The organism is Halobacteriovorax vibrionivorans (assembly GCF_003346865.1).
GTDB classification, from domain to species: domain Bacteria; phylum Bdellovibrionota; class Bacteriovoracia; order Bacteriovoracales; family Bacteriovoracaceae; genus Halobacteriovorax_A; species Halobacteriovorax_A vibrionivorans.
Map to the genome: position 1 here is coordinate 417,604 of NZ_QDKL01000002.1, position 23,745 is coordinate 441,348.

The 23,745-nt window shown below is 35.6% G+C and carries 27 protein-coding genes; 10 read left to right on the forward strand and 17 right to left on the reverse strand.

What is annotated here, in order from left to right; genetic code table 11:
- Positions 1 to 96 precede the first annotated feature (96 nt).
- Positions 97 to 891 carry a hypothetical protein gene (locus DAY19_RS07780; protein WP_115361088.1) on the forward strand — a complete coding sequence of 265 codons (795 nt, stop codon included), beginning with the start codon at positions 97 to 99 and terminating at the stop codon, positions 889 to 891.
- Between the two features lie 19 nt (positions 892 to 910).
- Here the strand turns inward: DAY19_RS07780 and yghU are convergent, their stop codons facing one another.
- The gene (yghU, locus tag DAY19_RS07785; protein WP_115361090.1) at positions 911 to 1,765 is read right to left on the reverse strand and encodes a glutathione-dependent disulfide-bond oxidoreductase; all 855 of its coding nucleotides are present in this window, start codon (positions 1,763 to 1,765) and stop codon (positions 911 to 913) included.
- A 170-nt stretch (positions 1,766 to 1,935) separates the two neighbouring features.
- On the opposite strand from yghU, the gene DAY19_RS07790 reads away from it, so the two are divergent.
- Positions 1,936 to 2,445: a Tll0287-like domain-containing protein gene (locus DAY19_RS07790; RefSeq protein ID WP_115361091.1), complete on the forward strand. Its 510-nt coding sequence runs from the start codon at positions 1,936 to 1,938 to the stop codon at positions 2,443 to 2,445.
- Between the two features lie 12 nt (positions 2,446 to 2,457).
- Positions 2,458 to 3,639, forward strand: a complete 1,182-nt coding sequence (locus tag DAY19_RS07795; RefSeq protein ID WP_115361093.1) for an NAD(P)/FAD-dependent oxidoreductase — start codon at positions 2,458 to 2,460, stop codon at positions 3,637 to 3,639.
- Between the two features lies 1 nt (position 3,640).
- Here DAY19_RS07795 and DAY19_RS07800 read toward each other — a convergent pair whose 3' ends face one another.
- The 7 genes from DAY19_RS07800 to DAY19_RS07830 form a co-directional block, all read right to left on the reverse strand.
- Complete coding sequence (locus tag DAY19_RS07800; protein WP_158536839.1) at positions 3,641 to 4,075, reverse strand: OsmC family protein; 435 nt, start codon at positions 4,073 to 4,075, stop codon at positions 3,641 to 3,643.
- Between the two features lie 9 nt (positions 4,076 to 4,084).
- Positions 4,085 to 5,152 (reverse strand): AI-2E family transporter, encoded by a 1,068-nt coding sequence (locus DAY19_RS07805; protein ID WP_115361097.1) that lies wholly within the window; start codon positions 5,150 to 5,152, stop codon positions 4,085 to 4,087.
- 99 nt (positions 5,153 to 5,251) lie between these two features.
- Positions 5,252 to 5,761 (reverse strand): hypothetical protein, encoded by a 510-nt coding sequence (locus tag DAY19_RS07810; protein ID WP_115361099.1) that lies wholly within the window; start codon positions 5,759 to 5,761, stop codon positions 5,252 to 5,254.
- Between the two features lie 86 nt (positions 5,762 to 5,847).
- Positions 5,848 to 7,047 carry a hypothetical protein gene (locus tag DAY19_RS07815; protein WP_115361101.1) on the reverse strand — a complete coding sequence of 400 codons (1,200 nt, stop codon included), beginning with the start codon at positions 7,045 to 7,047 and terminating at the stop codon, positions 5,848 to 5,850.
- Positions 7,028 to 8,221: a hypothetical protein gene (locus DAY19_RS07820; protein ID WP_115361103.1), complete on the reverse strand. Its 1,194-nt coding sequence runs from the start codon at positions 8,219 to 8,221 to the stop codon at positions 7,028 to 7,030. Before DAY19_RS07820 ends, DAY19_RS07815 begins: the two co-directional genes overlap by 20 nt.
- A 132-nt stretch (positions 8,222 to 8,353) precedes the next feature.
- Entirely contained in the window at positions 8,354 to 8,716 is a 363-nt protein-coding gene (locus DAY19_RS07825) for a hypothetical protein (protein WP_115361105.1), read from the reverse strand.
- 42 nt (positions 8,717 to 8,758) lie between these two features.
- Positions 8,759 to 9,751 (reverse strand): NAD(P)-binding domain-containing protein, encoded by a 993-nt coding sequence (locus DAY19_RS07830; protein ID WP_115361107.1) that lies wholly within the window; start codon positions 9,749 to 9,751, stop codon positions 8,759 to 8,761.
- Positions 9,752 to 9,963: 212 nt separating this feature from the next.
- Here DAY19_RS07830 and DAY19_RS07835 point away from each other — a divergent pair, with 212 nt between their 5' ends.
- Together DAY19_RS07835 and DAY19_RS07840 are read left to right on the forward strand one after the other, a co-directional pair.
- Positions 9,964 to 11,172 carry a hypothetical protein gene (locus DAY19_RS07835; protein ID WP_115361109.1) on the forward strand — a complete coding sequence of 403 codons (1,209 nt, stop codon included), beginning with the start codon at positions 9,964 to 9,966 and terminating at the stop codon, positions 11,170 to 11,172.
- A gap of 56 nt (positions 11,173 to 11,228) precedes the next feature.
- A complete protein-coding gene (locus DAY19_RS07840) occupies positions 11,229 to 12,104 on the forward strand; it encodes a LysR family transcriptional regulator (RefSeq protein ID WP_115361111.1) in 876 nt (291 codons plus the stop codon).
- On the opposite strand, the gene DAY19_RS07845 is transcribed toward DAY19_RS07840, so the two are convergent.
- Positions 12,091 to 13,416: a hypothetical protein gene (locus tag DAY19_RS07845; protein WP_115361113.1), complete on the reverse strand. Its 1,326-nt coding sequence runs from the start codon at positions 13,414 to 13,416 to the stop codon at positions 12,091 to 12,093. The two genes, DAY19_RS07840 and DAY19_RS07845, sit on opposite strands and share 14 nt — an antisense overlap.
- Before the next feature lie 46 nt (positions 13,417 to 13,462).
- Between DAY19_RS07845 and DAY19_RS07850 the strand changes: the two genes are divergently transcribed.
- Positions 13,463 to 14,053, forward strand: a complete 591-nt coding sequence (locus DAY19_RS07850; RefSeq protein ID WP_115361115.1) for a uracil-DNA glycosylase family protein — start codon at positions 13,463 to 13,465, stop codon at positions 14,051 to 14,053.
- Here the strand turns inward: DAY19_RS07850 and DAY19_RS07855 are convergent.
- The 4 genes from DAY19_RS07855 to DAY19_RS07870 form a co-directional block, all read right to left on the reverse strand.
- Complete coding sequence (locus DAY19_RS07855) at positions 14,033 to 15,682, reverse strand: AMP-binding protein (RefSeq protein WP_115361117.1); 1,650 nt, start codon at positions 15,680 to 15,682, stop codon at positions 14,033 to 14,035. The genes DAY19_RS07850 and DAY19_RS07855 overlap by 21 nt on opposite strands.
- 18 nt (positions 15,683 to 15,700) lie before the next feature.
- Positions 15,701 to 16,285, reverse strand: coding sequence for a TetR/AcrR family transcriptional regulator (locus tag DAY19_RS07860; RefSeq protein ID WP_158536840.1), 585 nt, complete (start codon positions 16,283 to 16,285; stop codon positions 15,701 to 15,703).
- Positions 16,286 to 16,399: 114 nt separating this feature from the next.
- Positions 16,400 to 16,999, reverse strand: coding sequence for an HAD family hydrolase (locus DAY19_RS07865; protein ID WP_115361121.1), 600 nt, complete (start codon positions 16,997 to 16,999; stop codon positions 16,400 to 16,402).
- Positions 17,000 to 17,055: 56 nt separating this feature from the next.
- Positions 17,056 to 17,337 (reverse strand): hypothetical protein, encoded by a 282-nt coding sequence (locus DAY19_RS07870; RefSeq protein WP_115361123.1) that lies wholly within the window; start codon positions 17,335 to 17,337, stop codon positions 17,056 to 17,058.
- Positions 17,338 to 17,413: 76 nt separating this feature from the next.
- Here DAY19_RS07870 and DAY19_RS07875 point away from each other — a divergent pair, with 76 nt between their 5' ends.
- A complete protein-coding gene (locus tag DAY19_RS07875; protein ID WP_115361125.1) occupies positions 17,414 to 18,424 on the forward strand; it encodes an SAM-dependent methyltransferase in 1,011 nt (336 codons plus the stop codon).
- A 67-nt stretch (positions 18,425 to 18,491) separates the two neighbouring features.
- Here the strand turns inward: DAY19_RS07875 and DAY19_RS07880 are convergent, their stop codons facing one another.
- The 3 genes from DAY19_RS07880 to DAY19_RS07890 all read right to left on the reverse strand — a co-directional run bounded on the left by DAY19_RS07880 (position 18,492) and on the right by DAY19_RS07890 (position 20,069).
- Positions 18,492 to 18,944: a ferritin-like domain-containing protein gene (locus tag DAY19_RS07880; RefSeq protein WP_115361127.1), complete on the reverse strand. Its 453-nt coding sequence runs from the start codon at positions 18,942 to 18,944 to the stop codon at positions 18,492 to 18,494.
- Between the two features lie 95 nt (positions 18,945 to 19,039).
- Positions 19,040 to 19,240, reverse strand: a complete 201-nt coding sequence (locus DAY19_RS07885) for a hypothetical protein (RefSeq protein ID WP_115361129.1) — start codon at positions 19,238 to 19,240, stop codon at positions 19,040 to 19,042.
- A gap of 4 nt (positions 19,241 to 19,244) precedes the next feature.
- Entirely contained in the window at positions 19,245 to 20,069 is an 825-nt protein-coding gene (locus DAY19_RS07890) for an HNH endonuclease signature motif containing protein (RefSeq protein ID WP_115361131.1), read from the reverse strand.
- 239 nt (positions 20,070 to 20,308) lie between these two features.
- Between DAY19_RS07890 and DAY19_RS07895 the strand changes: the two genes are divergently transcribed.
- Complete coding sequence (locus DAY19_RS07895; RefSeq protein WP_115361133.1) at positions 20,309 to 21,283, forward strand: hypothetical protein; 975 nt, start codon at positions 20,309 to 20,311, stop codon at positions 21,281 to 21,283.
- On the opposite strand, the gene DAY19_RS07900 is transcribed toward DAY19_RS07895, so the two are convergent.
- Entirely contained in the window at positions 21,280 to 21,588 is a 309-nt protein-coding gene (locus tag DAY19_RS07900) for an ArsR/SmtB family transcription factor (RefSeq protein ID WP_115361135.1), read from the reverse strand. The genes DAY19_RS07895 and DAY19_RS07900 overlap by 4 nt on opposite strands.
- A 90-nt stretch (positions 21,589 to 21,678) precedes the next feature.
- Between DAY19_RS07900 and DAY19_RS07905 the strand changes: the two genes are divergently transcribed.
- Positions 21,679 to 22,737 (forward strand): alkene reductase, encoded by a 1,059-nt coding sequence (locus DAY19_RS07905; RefSeq protein ID WP_115361137.1) that lies wholly within the window; start codon positions 21,679 to 21,681, stop codon positions 22,735 to 22,737.
- Positions 22,737 to 23,714 carry an LLM class flavin-dependent oxidoreductase gene (locus tag DAY19_RS07910; RefSeq protein ID WP_115361139.1) on the forward strand — a complete coding sequence of 326 codons (978 nt, stop codon included), beginning with the start codon at positions 22,737 to 22,739 and terminating at the stop codon, positions 23,712 to 23,714. Before DAY19_RS07905 ends, DAY19_RS07910 begins: the two co-directional genes overlap by 1 nt.
- The last annotated feature ends 31 nt before the right edge of the window (positions 23,715 to 23,745 follow it).

Here is a 23,745-nt window from a genome sequence, read left to right on the forward strand (position 1 = left end):
GTTAAGAATATTAAAATTTCTTAAAGAATTAATAAAGTTTGAATCAAGCTTCACCCTACTTATAATTTCAAAAAGATCAAAATGGAGACTTTTAATATGAAAATTCAAGATAAGTATTCAATTACATTACTATTCCTTTTCTCCTCTCTCATCTTTGCACAAGATAAAAATGAAGTTCAGGACATGTCTGACCCATTAGCGGTCTATACGCAGGCCGGTATAGGTGCGACTAATAAAGGTTTAAATTTAAAGATAGGTATTTCATACGATACTGGAATTAAAAACCTTATGGGGATGAATGTAATAGAATTTAAAGGCTCACTTGGAGAAGAACTTGGCTGGGACAAGTCTTCAAAAAGAAGCAATAAGTTAGACAGCTTCCGATTTAGAAATTTCAAGGCCGACTTAACAACAGGTCGTGGTGCTCAAATTGATATCAATTATAACTTTAAACAATCTTATCTAGCGCAAAGAACAGGAAGTGCATCATATGCGCTTCTTCAAGCGCTACCAAAGTATTATTTTATCAATCTCTATCCTTTGGCAGGTCTAGGAGTAGACTTTGGAAAAAATGTTGTTGAAGATGATTCAAGTATTGATAGTGGGTACTCTATCTATGGAGTTAATGCACTTATTGGAATGTATGGAAAGTTTACGTTAACAGAGAAAATATGGCTAAATTATAATCCCTTTTGGCTAACTGCTGTGAGTGGCTCTAACCTCTATGAAGATAGTGCATATGCTCCAGGAAAAGATAATATTCTCTTACATGAATTTGCAGCAAGCTATCAATTCACACCATGCTTCAACTTACGTTACTTTGCAAATTGGAGTAATTTAGTAGACATAACAGATGGAGATCACCGCATTGAAGCAAATTATCAATTTTAGTGATCTCCAAATTTATATTTTAATATTCTAACTTAATTTTTTCAAAATCAGCTGAGCTGTGACGTTCATGAAGTTGCTGATCTTCATCTCCCCACGCTCGATTAACGACACGGCCTCGCAGTACAGCAGGTCTTTTAATTAATTCATCTGCCCAGCGGATGACATTCTTATACTCATGTACAGATAGAAACTCCGCTGCATCATATAGTTTCCCCTTAACAAGTGCCCCATACCAAGGGAAGATGGCCATATCAGCGATAGTATATTCATCTCCTGCAATATACTTATTATTCGCTAATTGTTTGTCTAATACATCTAATTGTCTCTTTGTTTCCATAGCAAAACGATCAATAGGATATTCAAATTTTTCAGGGGCATATGCATAGAAATGCCCAAAGCCTCCACCTAAGTAAGGCGCACTTCCCATTTGCCAAAATAACCAATTAAAAGTTTGCGCTCTTTTTATTGGATCTTTAGGAAGGAACTTGCCAAATTTCTCAGATAAGTAGACAAGGATTGATCCTGATTCAAAAACTCTAATTTCTTCACCATGATTCTTGTCTAAAAGTGCAGGTATTTTAGAGTTTGGATTAATATCGACAAATCCCGAACCAAATTGATCACCTTCTCCAATATTTATTAGATATGCATCGTATTCGGCCCCTTTAATGCCAAGTTCAAGTAACTCCTCGAACATAATTGTTACTTTAACTCCATTAGGAGTCCCTAGTGAATATAATTGAAATTGATGCTCACCTTGTGGGAGCTTCTTTTCTTCTCTCGAACCAGCTGTAGGTCGATTAATATTTGCAAACTCACCTCCGTTACCTTCTGAAAAAGTCCAAACCTTAGGTGGTGTATATTTATCACTCATATATTCTCCTTTAGATAAATGAAATTTTAATCATTATAACATCAATCAATGAGATTGAATGTGAAGCCTTTGTAAAAATCCATACCTAAGAATGTTAAAAATATGATTAAAAGAAGACAAATATTGATACGCATCAAATTATAAATATATTTTTATGCTATTCTAGATTTATGAAAAAAATAATCTTTCTAGTACTACTTTCGTTTTCAACTCTAGCTGGGCAAAAAGAGGCCCTTGAAGCAATTCAAAAAACAGCTATGGCACTAAAAAAAGAGCTTCAATCAGCAATGAAGGTCTCTCCAGTTAATGCCATAGAGGTTTGTAACACAAAGGCCATGCCCATCACTAAAAAATACCATTCGAAAGGTATTGAGGTCGGACGTGTTAGTCTAAAAAATAGAAATCCAAATAATACAGTAAAAGATTGGATGAAAGAAACAATTGATGCTTACGAATCAGGATCTAACAAGAAAGGCTATAGCGTTGTTCGAATTAGTAATAATCAATCCGGAATTATAAAACCAATAAAGACAATGCCACTTTGTTTAAACTGCCACGGTTCAAATATAAAACCTGAAGTGTCAGCTAGAATTAATAAGCTATATCCTGCAGATAAGGCCACTGGCTATAAAACAGGTGATACACGAGGATATTTTTGGGCAACTTTTAAAACAAAATAATAGGGATAAAAAATGAATATAGTTATCGTTGGTGGAGGTACAGCTGGTATTACAACAGCTGCTAGGTTGAGAAACTCTCTTGATAAATCTTTTGAAATTTCCGTTATCGAGCCTTCTAAGTATCATTACTACCAACCTTACTGGACCCTAAACGGTGCTGGAATTGGAACAAAAGAAGAAACTAGAAAGTTAACCAAAGAGGTTATGCCCCACCAAGTTAGCTGGATTCAAGATCGTTGTATTAAAATAAATCCTGATAAAAATGAAGTTGAGTGTGAAAAAGAAGGCATTATAAAATACGACATTCTTGTTGTTGCTCCAGGAATTCAAATAAACTGGGATCAAATAAAAGGACTGAAAGAGGCAATGGGTAAAGACGGCGTTTGCTCTAACTACAGCTATGAATATGTTGATTATACTTGGAAATTCCTACAAGAGCTTGATCATGGTAGTGCATTATTTACTTTTCCTAACTCTCCTTTAAAGTGTGGTGGTGCCCCACAAAAAATTATGTATCTAGTTGAAGACTATTTAAGAAAGCATGGAAAGCGAAATAATGTAGAGATAGAATTTACAAGCCCTGGCCAAGCTATCTTTGGGGTTGAGAAATATAAAAAGTCACTTGAGAAGATTATAAAAGAAAGAGATATTAAAACTCATTTCCAAATAAACCTAGAGCGAATTGACGGAATTAATAAAAAAGCCTTCTTTAGAGATCTTCAAACAAATCAACTCATTGAAAAAGAATATTCGTTTATTCATGTTGTTCCACCAATGTCAGCACCAGATTTTTTGATAAATAGTAAGCTTTTAGACGAGACTGGTTGGATTGATGTAGACAAGCATACTTTCCAACATCAAAAATATCAAAATGTATTCTCTTTGGGTGATGTTTCTAATGCACCAACAGCGAAAACTGGTGCAGCAATTAGAAAACAAGCACCTGTGGTAGCAGAAAATATAGTCAAATTTATTAATAAGAGATCTGACTTTAATAGAGAATATAATGGCTACACGTCATGTCCAATAGTTACAGGATATGGGCAGTTGATTCTTGCAGAGTTTGATTACGATGGAAAGCCTTGCGAAACTTTTCCTTTTGATCAGTCTAAGCCTCGCTGGAGTATGTACTTTCTAAAGGCCCATATTCTTCCACTTGTGTATTGGCATGGAATGTTGAAAGGCAGAATGTAGTTTATTTCTTTGCTGTATTCTTAATCTTTGGGTGTAGGCTAAATTCACAATTCATAGATTTAGTAACCAGACAATTATCTTTGGCCTTATAGAGTAGCTCTAAATATGGATCGACATTTCCTTCGCAACAAATTTCAAGGTTTACATAGATATCCACTTTTGTGAAAGCAAAACCTTTTTCAACTTTTTCAAGATGTGCATCGGCCTTAACTTCAATATTGGTCCACGCAAGCTTTTGAAATTGTGCAAATGACTTGAAAGTAAGTATATAGCAACTTGAAATACTCGCACTAAAAAGATCTTCAGGACTCCACTTATCTTCAACGCCTTGAAACTGAGGAGGAGGAGTAACTGTGAGAGATTCTTTCTTTTCGGCCGTAAGATTTAATTCAATATTATCGGCTCTACCTGTAGTAACTGTCGTGTAAGTTGCCAATATTAACTCCTATTCAACAACAAAATTATATTGATCATGATATATTTCAACTACTGTGAGAAATAAAATTCCTATAATTGGACCATAGAAGATTCCTCCCATACCAAATACTCCCATACCGCCTATAATCGTTAGAAGAACAAAGGTAGAGTTGATCTTAATTCGGTCGCCAATAAACTTGGGTTTAAACCAATTTTCAACAATAAGTCCAACCAGAGAAGTAAAGATAAAGAGCCCTACTCCTGCCCCTGTATCACCCGTTAGTACAAGATATAAACTGGCAGGAATCGTTACGATTGATATTCCCACTAATGGAACAAAGGCCAAAAACACCATGACAACTGTCCATAAGACGATGGATTCAAACCCCGTAAACCAAAGAGCAATACCTGCAAGTACACCTTGAATAACTCCTCCAACACCATTACATACCAAAGTTACATAATTCATTTGATTAAATTTTTCTAAAATCTTCTGTTCTTGGTCTGAAGGTAGTGGTGATAGGTCAAATATATAATTTTTTAAATGCTTTCCTTCAATGAATATACCAAAGACGACAATCATCATAATCGCCAAATCAAATATAAAAGTAATGATATTACCCATAATCGAATTGATACTTGAAATCACTGTTCCTGAAGCTCCTTTAAGGGCATTTAAAACAGCAGTCTTAACTTGATCCATATCGATATCCATACCAGACATTTGAGAAAAGCTTCTTATTAAATCAGCGACGGCCCCTTGTCCAAATAAGAAGTTATCAACTTCGTGATGTGCTAAGGCACTGACAATTCTTTGATATAATGAAACTGCTTCTTTACTAAGAGCTAGAGCTAAGAATATTAGTGGGATTAGTACAAGTAATGTAATAATCAAAGTCGTAAGGATGGAGCTGGTATAATTTGTAACTTTCCACTTGCTAATAATTTTATTTTTTAGTGGATTAAAGACACCGGCTAAAACAAGGCCAAAAATAATTGGTCCAATCATCTGCCTGGCCATCATCCAAACCAAATATCCAATTAATAGAAAAAGAAAACCAAAGAATACATAAGTTACATTATATTTATTTTGCATATAAATATTGTATGTTTGAATGCCTTAGTGTGCAAATAAAGAATAAAAAAAGCCTCCTAAAAAGGAGGCCTCTTTTAACATAATTTTTACGGTTTGATTTTAGTAGCAGTAGTAATAACCCCATCTATCATAGTAACAATCATAGTATGTGTAGCTATAAGCATACCAGTAGTAATAAAATACTACTCCACCAAAGAATAGGTAGTAGAATCCATAGTCATAACCATAACGACCGTGGTAATTTGCTCCAGTATTTTTCATACCATCTACATAATCTTGAATTAGTGATTTTGATTCTTCAAGAGTCATTGTTTCAAGATCAATTGAAGCGACAAGACTAGAAAGTTCATTGGCAACTTTTTGATCTTTGATATTAGACTTTAGGTAGTTTAAAACGTCAGCAGGTTTTACTCCTTCTGCTCTTAACTCACCTAATTGAGTCTCAAAGTTTCTAACAGTTTCATTGTAGAACTCTTGATCTTTTTGATCCCACTCTACAGATAATTTAAACTCAACCTCTTCAAAGATTGGAGCAATTTTCGCATCAACATTAGCTAGTGTTGAAAACGAGAAGCATACAAGTGCTACAGCAGCTAATTTCTTAAACATGAACATCTCCCTAAATAATTAGTTAAAATATATGGGTTAATACCCAACAAAATATATTACGTCAATTCTTTATCGAATCTATGTATTTATAAACCCATCTCATGATAGGCGTTTAGAAGCTTTATTCTGCCACTAAGCGGAGATTTACAAGAGCGTCGACATTCCTTAAGAATGGACTTCACTAAATCACCTCTAATATTTGAGCTGCTCGTTAAATTATTTCTAATATTATATATATACGAGTGACTCTTCTGTTCATCTAGCTCCCTAACTTGCCAAAGTACTCCTAAGACAAAGTCAATATTTGCATATGCATTAGACTCAAAGCCTGATTGATAAGTCTGCTCTCTAAATGCATCTTTTTCACGTACTCTTTTTGCATAGTCCTTTACCTTATCAGCAAGTGTTGAACTATTGGCAATTGAAGCGGCAAAGAAATCGGCCATGCCTTCATTAACCGGAGAAGAATGACTTAATGTTAACTTGTCACTAAGAGCGATATGAGCGAACTCATGATAAACAATTTCAGGAATAAACGATGTATCTAATAAATAACTCTTTCCCTGAAGGAGTCCATATATATGCTTCATCGCTATAAACGAAGCTTCAATAATTGCCGTGGAACCTAAGATACTAAGTCCAGAATCCACAAGCTCATCACCGCTTAATAAAAATAGATCAGCAACAAATCGTTGAAAATTAGCAAATCGAGATTGAGTACGAAACTCACTAAATAGTGCCGCAGTTTGTTCGAAGTCGTTCTTTAATCCTTCACTAGGTAAATTAACTTCTTTTGCTGGCCTAAACCAGATCTCATGTTGCCAAGGATCAATACCAAATCTTGCTCTTCCTTCTCCAGGAGGGATTGAAAGAGCATTATTATACTCAGGAGCTAAGTTATCATGAGCAAAGTGACCAATAGAATTAAATTGATTAGTAATTCCAAGTCTAATTGTGATTTGCCCTAACTCACTTACATACTTAGACTTAACAACATCAAGAAAATACTTCTTCGCTTTTTTTAGATGAAAGTAAACACTTGCTGCTCTCATCTTTTCTAAGTCATCATTTAGCTCAGATAAAATAATCGGTTTTTCAGACTTGGCTCTAACTATTTTAAAACTCTTATCTTCTAACTTTCCAAGGTTGTCGATGTCTTTGAATACGACCTCTTTCTTTACAAGATCCATTTCTTTATTACGAGTTAAAACTGTTGTTTTAAAAGCAGCAAAGCTAAACTGTGTAATAAGAAGAAGCACCAAGAGCTTAGAACATTGAATGATCACGAGCTGGCTCCTTTTTAATATCAGTTAACATTTCGATTCCAACGAGAGCAAAAACCTTCACAAAATAAACAGAAGCAGGAATTGCAGCAACAAAAATCGTTCCATATCTTTTTATAAAACGCTTTCGCTTTTCACCTTTTGTGAGTTTAGGATTCCAAACGTACTCAACTGTCTCAAGAGTACTTAGATCTTCCCCATTTACTAAACCTGTTTCAAAAGAAGCGGCCAAGATATCCTCAAACGATACATTCGTTGATGAGAATAAATTTGTGTTTTGTAAATCCCCTAATTCTTTACGAATCATCTTTGCAGCAAAACGATACTGCTCTAATGGGTCGAGAATTATTTCTTCCACAACTTCATCGTCTAAAACAACATTAATCGATACGAAGTCTGCATTAATGCGATTTAAGAGCCTTTCCATCATGCTTCTAAGATAAATAATCTGAAATGGATTATATTTTGAAAGTAGAACTTCACGACGAGATGCTTTTCGCTTTTCACTTCTTTTTGAAATATAGTCTACGCCCTCAATCTCAAGACGTTCAGGAAATTGATTTGTTAAAAAGTTTTGATTTTTACGATAATCAGATAATGTATTTGCTTCTTTATGATAATCTTCTTGTACCAGTCTTTTAAGCTGCCAATACATTCTCTTTGAAATTAGACCTTTGTGATAAGCAACCTTAAAACTCTTTATTGGCTTTTCAACTTTTAATGCACCTATTAGGTTCTTAAAAGCGATATTCAAACAAATGCCACCTTCGATCTGCTTTGAAAAATCATGAAATGCATTCTTATTAAAATCTTCTACCTTAGATTTAAATGGTGAAAGGTATTTATCTTTCTTTGATTTTAAAAATGATTTGATTGTTCGATTTAAAAGACGGTATTCAGTATCATCAATAGTCTTATTAGACCTTAAATAAATGAGTGAGTCTTTTAGACTTGAATACTTATCTAATTGATAAACCTCTTCTAAGATCTCGTACTCACATTGAGAATCGCTAAATGACATATTATCTAATTCAAAAAGCTGCTGTGAGGATAATTTTGAAGTTACTTCTTCAAGCTCTTTTTGGTCAAAATAAGCACTTGTTCCCGCAATATTTATAGCGAAAGTATTTCCACAGATTAGCTGTGCCAATAAAATAGCGAGGAGTGTTTTATTCATTCAATCTTAGTACAATAAGACAGGACAAATAGGAATATACGCTGAAATATATACAGCAATTATTTATATTGGGCCTCACTCACCAAAAGCAAAGCATAACTCCTTGAAATAACAGAAGGATTAGTAACAGAATTAATCTTCTCTATCACTGAAAGATGAAGGAATGATATCAATACCTAAACGTTGTCCTAGTTTTACGACAAAAGGAAGAGTCAGAGGTGCAAACGGCAGAACTAAAATAACCCCTACTCCAAGCCCCTTTAGGATTTCTACAAATTGCTTATTGGCCAAGACCATCTCTTCCTTAGTCGCCAAGCCTTTTGTATAGCGGCCATAGATGGAAAACATCTCTCGCGTCTCAACTCCTTCTTGCTCAAGCCCTCTTTTGAGTCTCAATAAAGACTTCTTAAGACGCGCCTTTATTCCTCTTCTTTTCGAAGATAAATAAATAAGCAAATCGAGATATTTCTCCTGAAATTTATTAGTTTCCTTCATCACAACATTTTACAGTTGCCCATGACTTGAAACAAGTATTAATTATTTAGGACAATCGAGATACATATCACAAATCTCTTGCATGGCCTTGTGAGAGTTATTAAATGCAAGGTTAATACTACCTCCTCCTCGGCCGGCAGAAAGATCTCCTAATAGAAAGATTCCTTCTTGCTTAGACTCAAAGAAGTCATTAACTTCTGGACCTTCTTTAGACATTTTTATACCGATAGTCTCTAGAAAGTTCTTTGGTGTTGAACCACCTAGTGCATAAAAAATATGATCAAACTTTTCTTGCTTTCCATCTTTAAAGTTGACTTGAATTCTTCCATCAGATTCTTCAACTGAATCAATATCAGTTCCTAGCCTAACATCACATAATCCATCTTTTCCTAGTTCAAGAAGTGTCTTGTGATTAATGTCATTCATACGACTAATTGATTCTCTACGATAACTGAAAGTGACATCATTCTTATTTTGAACAAGATATTGGGCGTACTCACTTGCTGAGTCCCCACCACCAACAACTAAGACTTTCTCATTTTTAACGAGATTACTAGTTACATCAAAATGGACCTTACTTGTTATTTCATTTGGAATTTTATAACTAGGACGATTTGGACGTCCCATAACACCGATTGCAATTGCAACTGTTTTTGTTACAAAACATTCTTCACCAGAGCAAACAACATATTGGCCATTTGCTAATTTTTTTATTTCATCAACGCTCTTCTCATAAACGACATTGAGCTTATAATCTGCGATTGCCTTATCGAGATAGCTCAATGTTTCTTTCTTTGTCGAATCCATTAAACATAAATGTCCAGTACATGAAACATCATTACCCTTATAATTGGCCGTAACCATCTTCTCTTCTGGATAGAATTTTCTGATGGCCCAAGAATGCTCCTTGGCCTTTTCAAGAACGAGAATATTACTTGGAGAAATTCCTTTCTCACATGCCTCTGTTGCTAAACTAATCCCAGCAGGGCCAGCTCCGATAATGACAACTTCATATAAACTCAATTCTTCGTACATTATTTACCTCATAAACTATTCTATACTGATTCAAATCATAGCAAGATTTTTTATTTAAATTATCAATACATTGTTAACACAGCGTAAAGATTCCTTAAACCCCTCTCAAGGAAATTAATTCAGTGAGAACAATCATCTTTTTTTACCGACGTAATATCAATAATATAAATTACGAGAGGATAAATGAATTTAATTACAATTAGGGAGAGAGAGTGACAGAAGGAGAAAGTAGCTTCGGCTATGATGAATTATTTTTTTCAAGAACCAACAAAAAGGGAATTATCGAATCAGGTAATTCTGTATTTCAACGAGTAAGCCAATATGAATGGGATGAAATGCTGGGTAAACCACATAAGGTTGTCAGGCATCCAACAATGCCACGAGGCGTTTTTTCACTTCTTTGGGATACCATTGGCCGCAATGAGATGATCGGTGCATACGTTAACAATCAAGCTAAAGACGGAAGTAATTACTGGGTATTTGCGCTAGTCTCACCAATTGATGATGGCTACTTATCAGTAAGACTCAAACCAAGCAGTAAATACTTTGCAATCATTCAAGAGAAGTATGAAGAGTTATATCATCTTGAAAAGAAGAAGAGGCTCTCACCAAAAGAGTCTCAAGATATTCTAATTTCAGTTGTAAAAGATCTTGGTTTTCAGGACTACAAACAATTTATGATTGAAGCACTAATGGCAGAACTAAATTCAAGACAAATAGAGCTTGGAGAAAGACCTATAAACGCATTACAGTTACTTGAAGAAGCATTGAACTCAGGGGCAACTCTTGAGAATAAGTCAGAATTAATTTTTGAGGAATATCAGAAAACTTCACTTGTACCAATGAATCTAGAAGTTCAGTCTGCACGAATTGGTGAAGAAGCCGCTTCCCTTGCAACGATCTCTTCACAGTACGATAATCTTGCCAAAGAAATACACACTGAAATAAATAAATTTGTGGAATCAGGAAAGATAGTGCAGCAAAAGGTAAAAGAATGCCAATTCTATGTTTGTAATTCGATTCTTCAGCAAGAGATACATAATTTCTTTGAGAATGAAACAAAGCCAACACCAATTCAAAAATCCAATGAAATGGAAATTTTAAATACATTGCGAATTGAACAAATAAAACGTGCAAAAGATAGCCTTCAAGAAATTCAAAAAGAGTTTCGAACTTTTGAGCGTGTTTGTAATGATGTAAAGAAGTTATCAATTGGTTTAGAGATGGTAAGCATAAGTGGAAAGATTGAAGCTGCAAAATTATCAACATCTTCAGGTGAACTTCATGGACTCCTACGCGACCTGGGTAATTTCAAAGACAGTTTAAAGCAAACATTAAGAGAAATTAATGATGCCGGGAAGAAGTTAATTTCACAAACACTACAGATGAATGAGTCACTAAATATGAGTAATGTTGCATAATCCATAAAAATACCCGTAGAATGTTCTTATAAGAGAACACTCTACGGGGCAATATAATGGACTTTAATTTACTTAAGATTTTTGAAAAAGTTGCAAAACTAGGAAGTTTAACAAAAGCAGCAAAGGCACTAGGTCATCCAAAGTCTAAGATTAGTCGCGACTTAGTTAAGCTCGAAAACTTAATTGAATCAAACTTGCTCATACGTGGGCCAAGGGGAATATCACTTACGCAACAGGGAGTGCACCTACTCCAATCAATTAGACAGCCAATAGAAGCCTTAGAAAGTTCTGTCAAAGAACTCCAAACAAATAATGATGAGATGAGAGGAGTCATTAAACTAACAGCTCCAGAAGACCTCTCACAAGAGATTTTAATGGAACTAATAAATGAGTTCATGGGAATATACCCTTCCATAAGGATAGAGATTTATTCAACGAATGATATTCTTGATTTTAAGGAGCACCAACTCAATCTTGCATTAAGAATTGGGAAACTAAAAGACTCGAACTTAATTCAAAAGAAAGTATGCGATATTGAAGTTGCCCTTTTTGCCTCAAGTCAATATCTAAATACTAATGAACGAATCTTTAAAGAAGATGATTTAAAACATCACTCTATTGGATTATTAAAAGATGTTTATGGGACGCCATTAACAAAGAAGAAATTAAGTGACCTACAAAGTCATTTTTCAACAAACTCTTTTCCACTATTAAAGCAATATGTGAGTAACTCACAAGGCATTGCAACCCTTCCAACTTTTTATTGCAAGAAAGAAATTGCGACAAATATATTTACAAAAGTTTTGCCAGAATTTACCTATTTCAAACGTTCTCTATTCGTTCTCTCTCCACCTTCTAAACATATCCCAAAGCATGTTAAGGTTTTTAAAGATTACATTTTTGAAAAGCTTCAAATTGCTATTTTAAGCTAACAGGAGAAGAGAGAAAGTCTTTGGATTGCTTAAAAAGACTATTGAATGGGTTATTTGCTTGGAGCTTTATTTCAGGGTTTCCAAAGGACATAAATAGCAGATCTTTTTCTATTTCTTCATAAATCGAAGAGTATTGATTGTTTGTAAAGTACTTACGCTCTTGCTTTAATTTTCTAATAAACTTAGCTGATTGGACATAATTACCTTTTGCATACTCCTTAACGATTTCAGCTAGTAATTCATACTTTGTAACGGGCCCTTTATTTGATAAAAGTGCTTTCGCTAACGGCCCGTTATTATCTGCTTCAACAAAGATCTCCACAGCAAAGTCATCGCCAGGGCGCTCTTTCATATAGCTTTTTAAAACTGGTAGAAGAAACGAGGTCTGTCCGCCGAGAATACTAAATTTGGCATAATCTCTTAAGTAGTTCTTATCTGTAATCCCTTCATAAGTAGAACGACATATTTTACAAGCAACTTCTTTTTGCTCGACTGCACTTTGAGCAGGGCTCATCATTGCATTAGGATTATCGATTTCACTAAAGCAACATGTCTGACAAGTATAAGACTTCTCTATAGTCTTAGTATGAATACATCCTGTATTGTGAATGAACTCATGAAAAAGTGTACCACGGAAACTATAAGCATTATCTTGCCAACGCCACTGTTGTCCTAAAGAGATAAACGGATGCTTCATTTCATTACTACTAAATTCATCTGAAGCGCTGGCATAGGCTTTAGCATCAGTCCAATTAATTCCTTTGGACTTAATATCTGCATTTGTTTCTGAACAAAAGATCTTTGGTTTATTATCAGGCTCACTAAAGAGATTGTTCATTTTAAGAAGTAATTCTTTCGAGCCTTCACCATCAAGCTCTTGTAAACAACTAAGGCCATCTTTATATGACTTTAAAATATTTGACTCGATATATTTACGATTGGATTTTTCAAGGCATGACTTTTCAACTAAGACACCATACTGCGTTTGAAAAAAACGATCATTAAATTCAACAAACTTTGAAAAGTCCTCTAGTTGAGTCTCACTCATTGTTGCGCTTTTAATTATAGGCTCTAGGCAATTAAGATCTTCTTCTTGATATTTATTAATTACACTTGCACCACTAACCTTTAGCTTTTTAGTCTTTAAATCAAAGACACCAAATTTTACAACAATATATCGACCAAAACTCTCAGATTCCCTCTTTACGATCTCATTTCGTGATTTATAAGTGCTAATATTCACACTTATAGCGAGTACATTTATATTCAAAAGGAGAAAGAGAAGAGCTCTTAGCTTACATTTATTTTTCACCTTCTAATTTTAGCATAATTTCTTCTATTTATGATACCCTAGGTATATGGCTACACATCAAGATGAAATTCCTCTATTTATCCCAAAGGGAGAAACCAATTTAATTATTCTAGGAACTATGGGCTCTATTAATGCTCGTACTGTAAATGGTGAAAAACCCGATGGTGAATTCTTTTATTACAATAATAATCGCAATCACTTTTGGAAAGTTTTACAATTCTTGTTTGAACCAGAAAAAGAAGCTCGAAAACTTACTATTGAAGAAAAGTATGCCTTCTTAGAAAAGTGGGGCATTGCTATGAGCAATATAGTAAATATTGCCAAGGTTCCAAATAAAGATAAAGACGATCCTTCTGATACTGTTTTATTTGCGGCCCATAAGAAAAATAACGTGGACTTTAAACATGCCTCACCAAAGTTTAAAAAGTTATTGAAAACAAAGCCTATGTTCTTTACTTGTCGTAGAAAAAAAGGAATTGAAAACTTACTTGAAGGCTTCTTCGAACAAAATGGACTTAGTGCAGACCTTATTGATCATATCTGGTATTGGCCAACGCCAACAAGATGTAATCCAAAGGCCCGCAGTCTTATTTGGAAAGATGAAATGAAAGAGTTTCTAGCGAAGTTCTCTTCTTAGAACTTTTCCAACATTATTCTTTGGTAACTCATCTCTAAACTCAATCTCTTTTGGTACTTTATAACCAGCAAGATTCTTCTTAGAAAAGTTCTTAATATCATCTTTTGTAATTTCTTTATTCTTTACGATAAAGACTTTTACAACCTCTCCTGACTTTTCATTATCGACTCCAATTGCCGCAACATCCTGAACACCGTCAAGTTCAAGAAGAACTTCTTCCACTTCATTTGGATAAACGTTAAAGCCAGATACGACTATCATATCTTTTTTACGATCAAGAATTTTAACAAAGCCTTTTTCATCAATACAAGCAAAGTCACCTGTTTTAAGCCATCCATCTTTAGTAAATGTCTTAGCTGTCTCTTCTTCTTGTTTCCAATAACCTTGCATAACTTGGGGACCTTTCACACACAACTCCCCTTCTTCGTTAAGGCCCAGCTCATTTTCTTGCTCATCAACGATCTTGATATCTGTCGAAGGAAGTGGAATACCAATCGATCCAGCGATATCTCTTCCATCAACTGGGTTACATGTTACAACAGGAGAAGCTTCAGTTAGGCCATAACCTTCGACGACACTTGACTTAGTTATCTCTTCCCATTTTTTCTTAACTGCTACTTTCAGTGCCATACCACCAGCAACACTCAATTTCATATAACTTAGATCCAGCTTTTGAAATTCTTGATGATTAAGCAATGCCTGCAATAAAGTATTCACAATTGTTGCGACTTCAGGCCTATGGTTTTTTATATCTTTTACAACAGAATCGAGATCACGTGGATTAGTAATTAATAAATTAGTTGTTCCCATATAGAAGAAACCAAGAATATTAACAGAGAATGTAAAGACATGATAAATTGGTAGAGGGGCCAGAACTTTATACTCTCCCTCCCCTAGACCAGACTTAATCCAAACGGCCATTTGAAGCATATTAGCAATAATATTTCGGTGAGTAAGTACAGCGGCCTTTGTTTTCCCAGTCGTTCCACCAGTGTATTGAAGAAGTGCAATGTCAGTATTTAAAAGCTTTGGATATGATGCTTTTAGCTTACTTCCTCTATCAATAGCGGTGTTTAAAGACGTGTATGTTCCTTTATAAGATGGAACCATCTTCTTAATATATTTGATGGTAAAATTAACGAGGTTTCTTTTTAAGAAAGGAAAAAAGTCTCCAATATCAGTTGTAATTACATGCTCAATCTTACTATCGGCCATGGCCGCTTCAAGTTTTGAGACAAAGTTACTACAAATAACAATTGCCTTTGCTCCAGAGTCTTTTAAAACTTTTTTAACCTCTCTTTCAGTGTATAGAGGATTCGTATTAACAACAATTAGGCCGGCCTTAAAGGCCCCGTAAAGGGCAACAGGATATTGTAGAAGGTTTGGCATCTGTATCATGATGACATCACCTTTTTTCAATTTTAGCTCTTCGATTAAGTAATTAGCAAAGGCATCCGATTTTTGAGCAACTTCACCATAAGTCATCTCAACATCCATATTTATAAATGCTGAGCGGTCCTGATACTTACTACAAGTTTCATCTATTACTTCGACAATACTATTGTAGCTATCTGGGTTAATCTCAAATGATGCATTTTTAGAGTAGCTATCTAGCCAAATCTTATCCATATTTTCCTCGTATATCCCTTAATTCTTATCAATACATGCACGGTGTAGTGCATCGATAAATTCAACTCGCATTTTTTCAAATTCTTCTTCTCTTCGCCCTCGCCCTATCCAAGAATGGATAAGCTCTCTTGCAGCTCCGTAAAGAAAGGCATCTAAAATATTTGGAGAAATGACTTTTACACCTTCAGACTCTCCTTGCTCACATAAGACTTCATAGATCTTAGTAGATAGGGAGCGATACTCTTTTTGAATAAGGTGGCGAATCTCAGAGAAGCCAGATTCAGACACTCTCCAAAAAAAACTACTCTCTCTTAAATTGTTCTTATGCCAATTGAAATATGTTGTAACCAACGCGTCTAATGTCTCATCAATTGTTTTGGCCGATATAGCAGCTTGATAAACTTCATTTCTAATTCTTGAGGTTAATTTAACGAATAATGATTTAAAGATATCTTCAATACCATTTGGAAAATGATAATAAAAAGTTCCTGTTGATAGACCAGTATGCTTCTTTAGCTTTGAAACACTTAAATCTAAAATGGGAACTTCATCTAATAAATTAAGAACGCCTTCATAAATGGCCTCTTTCGAATCCTGCTTCACTTTCACTTCCTATAGACAAGTTGTCTAGACGATTACTCTACAATATGCCATAAGAAAAGCCTCGACTCAAGAGGCTTATTCTAGGTAACGACAAATACGTAATATATTTAGACTTTAGAGATGACTATTTTGATCGATATAGTCCACGATTTTACTGAGTTCAATATAAAGAGTTGACTCAACTTTCTCCTGCCCTACACCAGCGGCGAAGTGGAATCCAGCAAAACCAAGTTGCTTTGCTGCTTCAACTTCATCAAAAGCTTCAGAAATATAAAGGCTTGGATGGCGACCAGTTTCGTCTAGCGCCTTATTAAATATGTATGGCGCGGGCTTTAGCTCATCATTACTCATTGGAATGTAAACCTTATGAAAGATAGTAAGGTCAAATTGGTCTTGATCATTCCAATGGGCCTTTACATATTGATTGAGTGACTCAATTTTCTGATCGTAGGTTTCACCAAATGACTCAGGAATATTAGAAATAATAGCAACCTTAATACCCATTTCTTTTAAGGAGCGTATATACTCCAAAGCACCAGGATAATAGTGATAATTCCCACTTTCTTTTGTGTTAACTATCGTATCCCCAAGGTCGAAGAAAACCCATCTTTCAGTTGTGGTGGTTTCTTGTGAATCAGAGGCAAAGTAGCCAATGGCCGCACATGAGATAATTGTAAAAAGAGAAAATAGAGTGATTTTTAGATTCTTTTTCATAATTAATTTTATCAAATCTACTTAATCTGTTCATGATATAGATCAGTAATATAAATTTAAATAAGAAATTCTAATAAAGAGTTTAATTCAATAAGAGTCGCATCAGAATCAAGACTCCAACTCTCTTTACTCTTTTCCATACGATCTTTTAATTCTTGGGCCTTTTTCTTAATTTTAAAAGTCTCGCCCTCTGATACAGAGTCCACCATACGCCATTTAAGCTCATCAAGAATATAATAGTAAGTCATTGGGCCTTCATCTCTGTCTAACTCCTGGTCAATAACAGTCATAAAGTCCCACCAATCATTCTTGCGATATCTTCTTGAGCTTGAATACATACTTATCCTTCTATTAATCTAGAAAATTTTACATTTTCCCTCTACGGAACTTAATTTTCTCGCTAGGTTCTCATTTATGCACCTACTAATGCCAAAAGATAACACCTGGAAAAAGTTCCTCAGAGATGAGGTCATGGATGAATTTTCCATCAAGAAGTCTCAAATCACAAGTCCTGATGGGCTACCGATTTTAGAAATTGATGAAAAAACACCATTAAGAAAGAGCTATCTTGGTCTTGCTCTGGACATTTTACCAGAAACCCAAACTATTCCAGCTGGAAGCATTGGAGAACAGAGCTCTTTGATAGTTAATCTTTTAAAGAAGAGTAATATTTCACAAACAGCCTATCAAGTCTTTAGTATTTCTAATAAGTACGGAGTCGTAACCAGTGGCCGCAGTGAGTTATTATCTCAAAAACTTGCTAAGAATTTAAGAAAAGAAGGAATAAAGAGAGGAAAGTTTCATTTCAAAGACTGCCCACTTATTAAGGCCTGTATTTATCCTGATCGAAGCATCAAGATTTCAATTCTCGATAAAGTAAAAAGGCAAGAATATGATCATCTTCTTAGTCCATTCCCAGGTGGCTACACAACGATTACCGATGATAAGCAGGCACCATCAAGAGCATTTAAAAAACTTGTAGAAGCGCAACTCGTACTTGGAAATGAAATAAAAGAAGATGAAACATTAGTAGATCTTGGAGCATGTCCAGGAGGATGGAGTTACGTCGCCCTCAATCAAGGAGCACAAGTCACATCAATTGATCGCTCTCCCCTAAGAGAAGACCTTATGCCAAAAGTGAACTTCAGCGCAGAAGATGCTTTCAAGTTTATGACTGAGGATGGTTTTGATTGGGTGGTTTCAGATATAATTTGTACTCCAGATAGAATTCTTGAATTAATAGAAACTTGGGCCACACCTCAAAAATGCAAAAACTTTGTCTTTACCATTAAGTTTAAAGGAAGTGACAGCTACGATATTCTCCAAAGCTTTAAAAAGAAATTACATAGCCTTGATTACGACTGTATTTTGAGACAGCTAAATGTAAATAAGAATGAAGTTATGGTTATGGGAACTCGAATCTAGACTCCCTTGATTTCGTGAGAGGGTGAAATCAAGGGAGCTAGGATGTCAACGAACACAATATGCTGAATCATTCAGCACACCTTTGAAAAGCTGGTAAATGACGATTTTGACTAACCCACTGTAAATTTTCAAATACTGCAATCAGATCAGGGTCATCGGCCAATTCAAAAATCTTATTATATAATTCAGCATTGGCCATCTCTCCTATAATTGCGACTTCACAGGCTTGTTGAATTGAATCATACCCAGGAACTCTCCCGTAGTATGAATCGTCTGGCACATCGACTCCATATTTTGCAAAGAAAGGAATTAGTGCATCAATATGTCTTTGTTCTGAATAAATAATTTTTGAAAATGGGCGAACTCTACCGAAGTCATCCAAAACTCTAGAATAAATTGCACGTGCCTTATACTCGTCATCGAGTGCCATCATTAATGCCCTAACGTTATCAGCTTGGGCAAGGGAGAAGGAAGCAAAAAGCAAACTGAACATAAATACGAAAACATTCAACTTTTTCATGACCGAGACCTCCAAAAGGTATCCTCTTCCTCACTATTAAGATGATAGCAGTTTGATGAATGTCAATGGTGTGAAATTTGTAAAACTAAACTTTATTATCGTAAGAGTTTACATTTTACTGAGTATTTAATCTTTTCAAAACCTTCAGCACCAAACCATTCTACATATTGGCAGTAAATCGTTTCATGCAGTTTTGTGTCTTGATAATTCAAATACAATTCTTCTCCAATTGGTGTGGAGAAGAAAGGTACAAGAAATATAAATGTTATAATAAGAGTTAAGATGATTTTTAGCATTGGTCTATTGAACTTCCCAAATTGCTAAGGCCCACTCAGGATGATCGATGAATGGGTTTCTGTTTTTCTGATATCGACATGCTTGATCATTTCGATATCTTTCATGCTCACTTACTGGATCTTGCTTATGCCACTTTAAAAGTGTTTTCAAAAACCATGTGCTATAAGTCTGATCTCTAGAACCATCTGTCATGTCATTATAACGAAAGCTTGGAATTCGACTTTCATAGCGAACAGCAAAGTAAAGCATTGCTCTAGCGATATCACCCTTGAACTCATCAATTGGCTCAAACACTGTACGGCGATATGCTGGATCTTTACTTCTTCCAAGTTTTGATCCATTTTCTGAAATCCATCTTGCTTCACCGACTTCACCAAATGGGTACGAGCTTCTCATTCCATTCACTTTTCCATCTGATGGATAAACATGGAATATATCTGTTTTCATTGGTCTTCTCTTACCAAAGAGACCTTGTGGAAATAAATGTTCACGATTGTAACAATCACCTTCGTTTCTGTATTGGCCACACTTCTTTTGACCGGCCCTAAACTTATATGGATCTCTTCCATTTGGATTTTCAGAATACATATCTAAAATTGTATTATCACCATCATATGTCTTATCACGATCAGATCTCGTATAAGCCTGGTGAAGATCATCATAAGAAAGACTACGATGTGTCTTCGTTAGAAGATTAGATAGTTTTGATTTGAACTCATAACCTGAAAGATGGGTTGGAAGTCCTGAGTAGAATTTACTTTGATCACAAGTTGCAAAAGTCATTCCTGAAATCAAAATCATTAAAGCCGCGATGTGTGTTTTTTTCATGGGAAAATGGTATCGGTCTTAAAACGTTAAAACAATGCAAAATATGAAAAAAATCTAATTAATAGTATTAGAATGGCCTTATGGCCCTCTATTAAACAGTCTTTAATTCCAATAACTTACATGCGCCTCGCGCAATTGTTTCGTTTATGAACTATACACTAAATAAAAATAATACAATCTGGCCATGGTCCAGGCCTTTTTCCCTTATATTTAAGAAAACAATAACGAGAGAGACAACCATGAAGTTTACTAAGCTTGCCTTAGCTTTTTCACTATGTGCAATCAGTACACAGGCCTTTGCAGAAATGACCGATATTGAAAAAGAGCTATATGCAGATCGCTCCCATGTGAAAACAAAAATTCAAATGGATAACGATAATCCTTTTTTAAACCTAATGCCTTCACTCTTCTACGTTGATGATGACCATGGCTACACACATGGGCTTGGAGCTGAAGTTGAAATATCACCAAGTGCTGACAATGCAATCATTAAAGAAAATGAAACATGGAAGATCGCTCTTTCATCTAAAATATACACAAAAGATGTCACACCAGAAGGTCAAGACCTCTTTCCAAATGATCCACAAGTATTCAATGAAGTAACAAAGCTTGACATTACTTGGGATGATATTCTCGATGCACAGATGTATGACAATAAGAGCTATATCCTAGTTGGTGCTGGGATTGGGAAATTCAATAATAGTGACGATGGTGGTTGGGGTGCTATCGGTCAGCAAAGAAGATGGCATGTTTATAAGCACAACAACTTAACGCCAGAAACAACTTCCATGTACGATAATCAATTAGGTGACACAAATGATGTCTTTGTCACGGCCAAAGCAGCAATTGGAAAGGTCGTTAAACTCGATACAAACCAATATGATTGTAAGTGTGAACTAGATCGAATTACATTAGAAACAGGTGTTGAACTTGTCAGTATCAGAAAAGGATCTCGTGTCTACTTCTTACTAGAAGCTAATAAAGTTCTAATAGAACGAGGAAGTCATCGTTTTGGAATGGAGTTATCTTTAGAAGGTAATGCACATGGCGACGGAAACTTTGGAGGTGACGCTTACGGAGGAGTTTTCTACGAATATAAAGGCTTTAGGATTAAGACTGGATTTTCTCAAGGATATGGAGAAGATAATGAAGAATTCTTTGAATATACTGACGATAATCCAATCTGGATGCTTAGTATTGAACATAGGTTTTAGTCACAAGGCAAACAGCTATTTTTCACAGTCTCAATTAGGCCCGGATATTTCTTTTTAATATCTGGGTTTAAAAAGAGGTACTTCTTTACCCCTTCAGTGCGCTCACAAATAATCCCAGCTTCAATAAGCTTTTTAACATGATGTGAAAAAGTGGCCTTATTAACACAGTAATCGAACGAGCCGCATGTCATTTCTTTATCACCACAACCTTCTTCATAAATAATAAGCTGCTTTATGACCCCCATTCTTATAGGGTCACCTAGTGATTTGAATATCTTATCGAGTGTTATTTCTTGTTTTTTCATTGTTAGATAAAATTCTAACAAATTGCTTGATTTTTTTCAAGAGCGGGTCTATTGTTTGATAAATATCTAACTATAATTTTAGGAGTACATATGCCAGATTTATTTTCCCCAATAAAATTAGGTCACCTTAAACTAAAGAATCGTATCATCATGGCCCCTCTTACTCGTGCAAGAGCTGGAGTTGAAAGAGTCCCAAATGAACTTATGCTTGAATACTATACACAAAGAGCAGGAGCTGGGATGATCTTAACTGAGGCCACTGCCATAACAAAAAAAGCTGTTGGGTATGCCAACACACCAGGAATTTGGTCAAAACAGCAAATTGCCGGCTGGAAGAAAATTACTCAAGCTGTTCAAGAGAAAGGTTCAAAAATCTTTATGCAACTTTGGCATGTTGGTAGAATTTCCCATCCAATGTTCTTAGACGGTGAATTACCTGTTGCTCCAAGTGCTATTAGGCCAGAGGGTCACGTCTCACAGGTTAGACCTATCACAAATTTTGAAACACCAAGAGCATTAGAGACAAAAGAAGTTAAGGCCATCGTCCAAGACTATAAACAAGCGGCCATAAATGCTAAGGAAGCTGGATTTGACGGAGTAGAAATTCACGCTGCCAATGGTTACCTAATCGATCAATTCTTACAAGACTCAACAAATAAGAGAGATGATATATATGGAGGCTCAATTGAAAACAGAGTGCGTTTTTTGCTGGAAATCACAGATGAACTCATTGAAGTATGGGGCGCTGATCGCGTTGGCGTTCACCTTGCTCCTCGTTGCGATAGTCACGACATGGGTGACTCTGATCCCTTATCACTATTTAGCTATGTTGTAGAAGAACTCAATAAGAGAGACATTGCTTTTGTCTTCACACGTGATCCACTTGATGATGGGAGTCTTTTTCCAGAATTAAAGAAACACTTTGATGGTGTCTTTATTGCCAATCAAAAGTTTACAAAAGAAACGGCACAAAAGGCCCTTAATGATGGAATTGCCGATGCTATTTCATTTGGTGTTCCATTCATTGCAAATCCTGATTTAGTAGAGCGATTTAAAAAAGATGCTCCTCTTAATGAGCCAGTCTTTGAAACATTCTATGGGCCAGATAAAGTTGGCTACACAGATTACCCAACACTAGAGGAATTATAATGCAGACAAAGCTATCATTATTAGACTTGGTCTTTGTAAATGAAGGCCAAGAACTAAGCGATGCATACAATGATTCTGTTAAGACAGCACAGGCCGTTGAGGAATTTGGATTTAATCGTATTTGGGTTGCTGAACATCACAATATGCCGGCCATTGCCAGTGCTGCAACTTCTGTTGTTATTGGATTACTTGCTGCCCAAACGAAAAAAATTAGAGTTGGAGCTGGTGGGATTATGCTTCCGAACCACTCTCCCCTAGTTATTGCGGAACAATTTGGAACTCTTGAAGCATTATATCCTGGACGAATTGATCTAGGCCTTGGGCGTGCTCCCGGTACTGATCAAATGACTGTTCAAGCCTTAAGAACTACGGCCCAAAGCTCAAACAACTTTCCTAAAGATGTCGTCGAGCTACAAAGACTCCTTTCAAAAGAAAGTGGTAATGATCCAATTGTGGCCACTCCAGGACACGCAAGCGAAGTTCCATTGTGGATTTTAGGTTCAAGCACATTTGGTGCGCAGCTAGCAGCTCATTTAGGTCTTCCTTATGCTTTTGCTTCACACTTTGCACCTGATGCTCTTCAAGATGCGCTAGATCTTTATCATGCTGGCTTTGAGCCTTCACCTCAACAAGAAAAACCATATTTTATGTTAGGGGTAAATATTATTATCGCTGACACAGACGAAGAAGCACAATTTCTAGCAACAAGCCAACAGCAATCTTTTGCTAACCTTAGACGTGGAGTTAAAAAGAAATTCTCTCCTCCAATTGAAGATATCAATACTTATTGGTCTCCTGAAGAAGCGATGATGGCAAAGCATATGCTTCACTTCTCTTTTGTTGGATCGAAAGAGACCGTTAAGAAAAAACTAGAGACTTTTATCACTCGCTATCGACCTGATGAACTGATGGTCGTCACATCAATCTATGATGTTGAAAAACGAATTCGATCTCTTAAGTACTTATCTGAGTTATAGGGTATAGGGTGCCATGCACCTTTTGTTTCGC